General features: G+C 70.0%; 8 protein-coding genes and 1 pseudogene. 6 read left to right on the top strand and 3 right to left on the bottom strand.

Annotated features, from left to right (window positions below; genetic code table 11):
- A pseudogene (locus ACH4J0_RS42575) lies at positions 1–95 on the top strand (DUF4232 domain-containing protein); the annotation flags it as partial.
- 176 nt (positions 96–271) lie between these two features.
- Here ACH4J0_RS42575 and ACH4J0_RS42570 read toward each other — a convergent pair.
- Positions 272–991, bottom strand: coding sequence for an IS6 family transposase (locus ACH4J0_RS42570; protein WP_396246564.1), 720 nt, complete (start codon positions 989–991; stop codon positions 272–274).
- 163 nt (positions 992–1,154) lie between these two features.
- On the opposite strand from ACH4J0_RS42570, the gene ACH4J0_RS42565 reads away from it, so the two are divergent.
- From ACH4J0_RS42565 to ACH4J0_RS42555, 3 genes are all read left to right on the top strand, one after another.
- Positions 1,155–2,021, top strand: coding sequence for a helix-turn-helix domain-containing protein (locus ACH4J0_RS42565; RefSeq protein ID WP_396246563.1), 867 nt, complete (start codon positions 1,155–1,157; stop codon positions 2,019–2,021).
- Positions 2,018–2,917 (top strand): aldo/keto reductase, encoded by a 900-nt coding sequence (locus ACH4J0_RS42560; protein ID WP_396246562.1) that lies wholly within the window; start codon positions 2,018–2,020, stop codon positions 2,915–2,917. Before ACH4J0_RS42565 ends, ACH4J0_RS42560 begins: the two co-directional genes overlap by 4 nt.
- A 77-nt stretch (positions 2,918–2,994) precedes the next feature.
- Entirely contained in the window at positions 2,995–3,792 is a 798-nt protein-coding gene (locus ACH4J0_RS42555; protein WP_396246561.1) for an alpha/beta fold hydrolase, read from the top strand.
- A 396-nt stretch (positions 3,793–4,188) separates the two neighbouring features.
- Here the strand turns inward: ACH4J0_RS42555 and ACH4J0_RS42550 are convergent, their stop codons facing one another.
- Together ACH4J0_RS42550 and ACH4J0_RS42545 are read right to left on the bottom strand one after the other, a co-directional pair.
- The gene (locus ACH4J0_RS42550; RefSeq protein ID WP_396246560.1) at positions 4,189–5,181 is read right to left on the bottom strand and encodes a transposase; all 993 of its coding nucleotides are present in this window, start codon (positions 5,179–5,181) and stop codon (positions 4,189–4,191) included.
- Between the two features lie 90 nt (positions 5,182–5,271).
- Positions 5,272–5,637, bottom strand: coding sequence for a hypothetical protein (locus tag ACH4J0_RS42545; protein WP_396246559.1), 366 nt, complete (start codon positions 5,635–5,637; stop codon positions 5,272–5,274).
- Positions 5,638–6,042: 405 nt separating this feature from the next.
- Between ACH4J0_RS42545 and ACH4J0_RS42540 the strand changes: the two genes are divergently transcribed.
- Together ACH4J0_RS42540 and ACH4J0_RS42535 are read left to right on the top strand one after the other, a co-directional pair.
- Entirely contained in the window at positions 6,043–6,330 is a 288-nt protein-coding gene (locus ACH4J0_RS42540) for a hypothetical protein (protein WP_396246558.1), read from the top strand.
- Positions 6,331–6,433: 103 nt separating this feature from the next.
- Complete coding sequence (locus ACH4J0_RS42535; protein WP_396246557.1) at positions 6,434–6,898, top strand: WXG100 family type VII secretion target; 465 nt, start codon at positions 6,434–6,436, stop codon at positions 6,896–6,898.
- Positions 6,899–7,113: the final 215 nt, after the last annotated feature.

The raw sequence follows: 7,113 nt of genomic DNA, 5'->3' as shown, positions 1-7,113 counted from the left end.
TGCCCTGGCCGGGCGCCGGCTCGCTGCCCGCCACGGACACCAACGGATCCCCGGTGAAGATCGGCCCGATGGGAAGCGCCGGCCAGGGCCAGTGAGTCTGAGAAGGCATCCGCAATCCGCTTGCGGCGTATGACTTTTCGCTGTGCCAGCATGGTGTGCGGGGTGGGGCGGCAGGGTTTCGGCGTCGGTTGTCGAGATCGAAACAGGACGCTGTCACGTTGATGCGCGTGTGTCCGGCCGAGGGTGTGCCGGGGTGCGTGGGGCGCCTGGGTCAGGCTGCGGTCGGCAGGCCGATGGTCTCGGTGACGTGGTCCCAGATGGTGAAGCGGAGGGTCATCTCGAGGCGCTGCTGAGCGGCGGTCAGAAGATGGCGTCGGGGGCGGAAGTGGCGTGAGATGCCGCTGAACGCGGACAGGAACCGTTGGGCGGCGCCGGGTGAGCGGAAGTACTTCATCGCGCGTTCGCGCTGCCGGGTGGGCTGATGGGAGTTCTCGGCCCGGTTGTTCAGGCCCTTGTGACAGCGGTGCTCGACCGAGGCCATGAGTTCGCGGTGGGCGACGGCGTAGCTCTTGAGCTCGTCGGTGACCAGCACCTGCGGCACACGGCGCTGCTTCTTCATGAGCCTGGCCAGGAACCGCTTGGCGGCCCTCGCGTCCCGCTTCGACTGAACCAGGATGTCCAGGACGTCGCCGTGCTGGTCTACGGCCCGCCACAGGTACCGCCGCTCACCGTTGATCTTGACGAAGACCTCGTCGAGATGCCACTTGTCACCGGAGCGCGGCCGGCGGCGGCGCAGCCCGTCCGCATAGGCCTTGCCGAACTTCAGGCACCAGCGTCGGATCGTCTCGTGGGAGACGATGACACCGCGTTGGAGCATCAGCTCCTCGACCTCGCGAAAGCTGAGCGGGAAGCGGAAGTACAACCACACCGTGTGCGAGATGATCTCCACTGGGTATCGGTGGCCCCTGTACGACGGCGAAGCGCTCTCCACGACAGGCCCCTCCCAGTCGCGATCAACCCGAAGATCATCTCACCGATCGGTCAACGGGACAGCGCCCATCGGGAGCTTCCATGGGGATGCCGGGTAGCCGCACCCTCGGGTGGGTGCACCGCACCCACGCCCCGACCCATGGAGTGGATCTAGCGTGGCGGGCATGGAAAGCAACAACGAGCTCGGTGCGTACCTGCGTGCTCGCCGCGCGATGATCACGCCGCGGGACGTCGGGCTGCTCGACGGCGGGGACCGGCGGGTGCCGGGACTGCGGCGGGACGAGGTGGCACTGCTGGCCGGGGTGAGCACGGACTACTACATCCGTCTGGAGCAGGGTCGTGAGCGGAACCCGTCCGAGCAGGTGCTCCGGGCGATCGCTGCGGCACTGCGGCTGGACGGTGCCGCGGCGGGTCACCTGTTCCGGCTCGGCCTGCCGGTCTTCGCCACGGCGGCCGCGGCACCTGCTGTAGCCCCGGAGCTGTCGCGGCTGATGGACGGTATGCGCGACGTGCCGGCCTTCGTGGTCGGCGCGGCGCAGGACGTCCTGGCCGCCAACCTGATGGCGCGCGAGCTGTACCGCGGGTTCGCCCGGTACGACAACCTACTGCGGATGATCTTCCTCGACCCGTTCGCACGGGAGTTCTATGTCGACTGGGACAAGGCGGCGCACACCGCGGTCGGCAGCTTGCGGGCGTCCTCCTCGCAGTTCCCCGAGGACGAGCGGATCGAGCGGATCGTCGGCGAGCTCGGCGTGCGCAGCCCCGCCTTCGCCGGCCTGTGGGCGCGTTACGAGGTCCGTCCCCGCACACATGAGGACAAGCACTTCCGGCACCCCCGGGTGGGCGAGATCCGGCTGCATTTCGAGGCGCTGGCCGTCACCAGCGCTGCGGGCCAGCACCTGTCCGTCTACAGTGCGGAACCCGGTAGCGCCAGTGCTCAGGCCCTGCTCCAGCTCCGCCGACTGGCCGAGCAGGGCTCGGCTCCCACCGTTCGGGACACCCTCGCAGAGGAAGAAGACATCCGGTCATGACCGCTACCCCGTCCGGCACCGCCGGCACCTTCAAGATCGCCGGCAAGGATGTCAACCGTCTCGGCTTCGGCGCCATGCGCCTGACCGGGCTCGGTGTGTGGGGCGAGCCCGACGACCGCGACGAGTGCGTCCGCGTGGTGCGCCGGGCCGTCGAACTCGGCGTGCAGCTGATCGACACGGCGGACTCCTACGGCCCGCACGTCAGCGAGGAGATCATCCGGGAGGCGATCCACCCCTACCCCGAGGATGTGCTGGTCGCGACGAAAGCCGGGCTGACCCGCAACGGCCCGGACACGATCAGGACCCGCGACGGGCTGGTGCGCCTGGGCCCCCGGGCGTGGCCGCCGGTCGGGCGCCCGCAGTACCTGCGCCAGCAGGCCCTGATGAGCCTTCGCCGACTCGGCCTGGATCACATCGACCTGTTCCAGCTGCACCGCGTCGATCCCGAGGTCCCGCTGGAGGACCAGGTCGGTGAGCTGAAACGGCTCCAGGACGAGGGCAAGATCGTCGCGATCGGCCTGTCCCAGGTCACCGTCGACCAGATCGAGCACGCGCGCACGATCGCGGAAATCGCCACCGTCCAGAACCGCTACAACCTGACCGACCGCACCTCCGCCGACGTCCTGGACTACTGCACCCGCCACGGCATCGGCTTCATCCCCTGGGCGCCGGTGGCCGCGGGCGAGCTCGCCCGCCCCGGCGGGCCGGTCGACCGGATCGCGACCGCCCACGGTGTCCGGCCGTCCCAGGTGGCGCTGGCCTGGCTGCTCGCCCGCTCCGAGGTCGTGCTGCCCATCCCCGGCACCTCCAAGGTCGCGCACCTGGAGGAGAACCTGGCTGCGGCGACACTGCGCCTGACCGACACGGAACTCGGCGAACTCACCCACGCCACTTGATCCGCCCCGCGGGCCTGTCGCTGCCCTCCACAACGGCCGGCCCTTCCCACCCCATGCACCGAAGAAGGACTCAAGCAATGCTGCTTCCCTCCACCGAGGCAGGCCGGGGACGGCCCGTCGTCCTGCTGCACGCCCGGCCCACCGACCGCACCATGTGGGATGCCCACCTCCCGCTGCTCGCAGAGGCGGGCGTGCGGGCCATCGCCCTCGACCTGCCCGGCCACGGCGACGCGACCGTGCCCGACCGCCGCACGGTGGCCCCCTGGTCGGACGTGCTCGACACGCTCGACCACCTGGGGGCCGACCGCTTCGTCCTCGCCGGGAACTCACTGGGCGCCCTGGTGGCACTCCAGGCCGCCGTCACGGCACCCCAGCGGGTGGAAGGCCTGGTACTGGTCGGGTACCGGCCCCACGACCAGACCGCCTCCCCACGTCTGGACGCCGCCTGGGAGGCCGAACGGACGGCGCTGGCCGCCGACGACCTGGACGCCGCGGTGAAGGCCGGCGTCAAGGCGTGGACCTCGGCCGGGGCCTCCGAGGAGGTACTCATCCACGCCGCCCGCATGCTCCACCGCCAGCTGACCGACCAGCTCACCCATGGCGAACCGCCACAGGCGCCGGACCCCCTCGGCACCGGCCCGGCGGCGCTGAGCACACTCAGGGGCGTGCCCGCTCTGATCGGCGTCGGCGAGCACGACATGCCCGACTTTCACCAGGGCGCCGAGAACCTGGCCCACGACCTCGATGCGGGTCGGACCACCGTCATCCCCGGCGCCGGACATCTCGCGCCACTGGAACAGCCCGCCGCGTTCTGCACCCTACTGCTGGAATTCGTCCGCCGTCTCCCGCAGCCCTCGCCGCCCGTGCACCGGTAGGACCCGCCGCCGGCCGAAACCCACCCGCTCCGACCGGATACCCACAGGGCCGAACCTGATCACCGTCTCCCAGGGCCCGTACCGCCCGGGAAGATCGGATACCCACCTCCCCCGCCCCCCACGCCCGGCACGCCGCCGCGCAGCGGGGCCGCCGGGCCACCGGGCAGCGGACACCCACGACGCCGTCAGCACGCAGCATCAGGTTGCCGGGACCTTCGTCATACCGAACCTGCTCAGACCCGAATCCGCAGGTAGTGGTCGATGGTCCGTCAGTTGTTCTTTGGGGTGACTCGTCGGCCGGGGTACGGGGCTTGCGGGTAGGCCGGGGGCCCGGCTGTCGTGCCGGGTGGGCGGCTTTCCAGGGCAGTTGCGGCCGGCTCGGGCCGGGGCGGTCGGTCAGGTGGGCAGGAGGTGGCGGTGCGCCCGGATCCGGGCCAGTGTCTGGGCGATCAGCTCGCCCGCTTGCGCGGTGAAGTGCAGTTCGTGGCGGCGGGCAGTGGCCGTCCAGCGGGCAGCCCGGCGGATGAGCAGGCGACGCACGGTGGCGATGCGGCGCCTCGCGACGCTGAGCGGGGCGAGCATCTGCAGCCACGCGGACAGGTTGTAGGCCAGCAGCGCGCCCCACATCCACATCGCGTTGACCTGGTGGGAGGCGGAGGGCAGATGGTTCAGCCCGGCTCCGTGGGCGGCGTCGTGGAACAGTTCCTCGATCCGGGTGCGGCGGCGGAACTCCCACTCCGCCGCCGCGGTCTCCTCGTCCAGGTCCAGAGCCCGGTTGGTCGCGATGAACGAGTAGGCGTAGGCCTGTTCCTCCAGACCGTCCAGGACCAGGGCGAGCTGGTCCTTGCCAACGGTCCGCGAGCGGCGCGAGCGCGGGTCCGCCGACAGGACGGCGGCGTCGTAGCGCACCCGGTGTGCCATCACGCCCGTGCCCTCGGGCCAGCCCGCGGGCACGTAGTCGAGCATGGCGACCTGCGCGTTCGGGTAGTCCACGGCGTCGATCCAGTCGTCCTCGTGCACGGCGGCGACCGCCCGCCACAACGGCCGACTGCGGGGCACGCCGAGCCGGAACAACGCCTGGCGGGCCGCGATCTTCTCCGCGACCTTGCCCGCGTAGTAGCCGGAATCGCCCTGGAACAGGATCTGCCCGCCGGCTCCGGCGGCGCGCACGGCGTCCACCGCCCGGCTGATCTGCGCCGTGGAAACGGTGCGGCCGTCCGAGCGACCGTCGAGCAGATCCGCGACCAGCACCGTGCCGGCCTGGGCCCAGTGCACGGCGTGCACCCGCCCCGAGACCTCGCCCTTGTAGGAGCGTACGACCTGCTCCTTGCGGGTGGAGAACACCTCGATGTCCTTCGCGTCCAGGTCGATCGTGATCGGTCCGGACAAGATCCTCGCCCGCTCGCCGACCGGTAGCGCGGCCAGCGCGCGGGCGCTGACCTGGGCCGAAGCCCGCTCGATACCCTCGCGCTGGGCCTGTTAGAAGCGGGCCGCGAGCGTGGCGGCCGTCGTCGCGGCAGGGACCGGCGCGGGCAGCAGACCTTCACCGACCCGGTCCGCACGCAGGCGGTCGAAGCCGACCAGGTGGTCCTCGCCGGTCAGTTGCACCACCGCCGTCGCCAGCGCGAACTCCCCGCCCGACAGGCCCCGGTCGCGCTCCTTGACCGGCCCGATCCCCGCGTCCAGCGCGGCGGTGACGCCCAGCGCCCGGTCCAGGTCGGCCACCAGCAGCAGGCCGCCGTTCTCCGTCAGCGCCCCGTCCGGCACACCCACCGCGGCATGCAGTCTGGTCCAGCGCCTGCCGGGGGTGCGGGAGGCGGTACGGCGACGCGATATCGTCTTCACTCGACAGGTGCACTTTCACGTTTGAGCTGGTCAAGGTGTAGGAACCCCGATCTTCTCACTCGCGAAGTGCACCTGTCGTCGTATCAGCTACCCACCGCCGCCACTACCTGCGGATTCGGGTCAGAGCCCGCCTCCGGGCTGATCGCAGCCGGGCAGCTTGAAGTCGTCCAGGGGATCGTCTTCCGGTACTGGCGCGGGAATCTGGCGGCCGGGGAACGTCTGGCCCCGTGGGTACGACCGCCAGTGGCCTGGAGGAGGCGGAGCGACGAGCCGCAAGCCGTACGACGACCAGACGCCTGTTCAGGTGAGCGGATACCCTTCTAACGTGGATCACCCGCCCGGCAGTCCTACAACCCGAACCTCACTGCAGCCGAGGAACGCGCGTTACTTCGCCGCAACTACCTCGTGCTCCAGACCGGGCAGGCCACGCTGGGCGTCATCGGACCAGACACGCTCGGCATCGCCGTCGAGGCCGGGTCGGACGTCATCGTTCTCCACTTCGCCATCGCCACTCGCACCGCCGAGATCCAAGAGGACATCGAGGACGTTGCCTTCGAACTTGAGACGTTCCTCAGCGGTGGGCCCGAACAACACTCACAGATCGTCAGCCAAGTCCACGTCGGCCAACCCGACGACACCTGGCCCGGACGGTCGCACGCCCTGCTCTACCTCGCGAAGTCCCGGGGTGAGTAGATCAATCCACAGGTCTTGACAATTTCTCACAGTGGGGCACGACACGGTCAGCGTGTCGCAGAGCAAACTGCCCCCACACAGAGGGAGGGAGAACTACATACCCATGGGAAAACCCGACTTCACCACCGGCCCGGTCGCCCCGGCAGCGGCATCGATACCCGGCACGCCGCCGAGCACCTCGCCGTACGCCAACCCCGCCAAGAGCGGCGACACAGCGCCCTGGAACGCCGCTCCCCCCGGCATGGCGACCACTCAACTGGACACACCGCACGAACTCGCCGCCTCGGCCGGGATAGCCCGGCAGATCGCCACCGACCTCAACCAGGCCAACGGAAACAGCGGGCCCCTCACGCTGGGCCTCAGTGACCACGTGAGCGCCGCGTCGGCGGGTACCCGCGGTTTCGCCTTCAGCAGCGCGCTCACCAGCTGCACCGAACGGTGGCTGAAGCAGTGCACAGCCCTGCACGACCGGATCGACGGGATCGCCACCAACCTCGACACCACTCAGCAGACGTACACGGCCAACGAGGACAAGAACGCCCAGCTGTTCGGCACGGCAGTTCACTAAGGGGGAACCGGGCACATGGTGTCCTTCAAGCAGTTATACGAAGCCCGTCCGGACGCGGTCACGCAGGCGGCCGAAACCTGGTCCGGCGTCGCCAAGACCCTCACCACCCTGGACGGGCGGGTGAATCGCTGCGGGTTCTGTAGAGACTCTAGGTTGTGGCTGTGACCTGCAGGTTTGGTTGTTGTTGGCTGTAGTACGCGGCTTCGTACTCGACG

The organism is Kitasatospora sp. NPDC017646 (assembly GCF_044329365.1).
Lineage (GTDB): Bacteria > Actinomycetota > Actinomycetes > Streptomycetales > Streptomycetaceae > Kitasatospora.
This window is presented reverse-complemented; position numbering and strand designations above follow the sequence as displayed.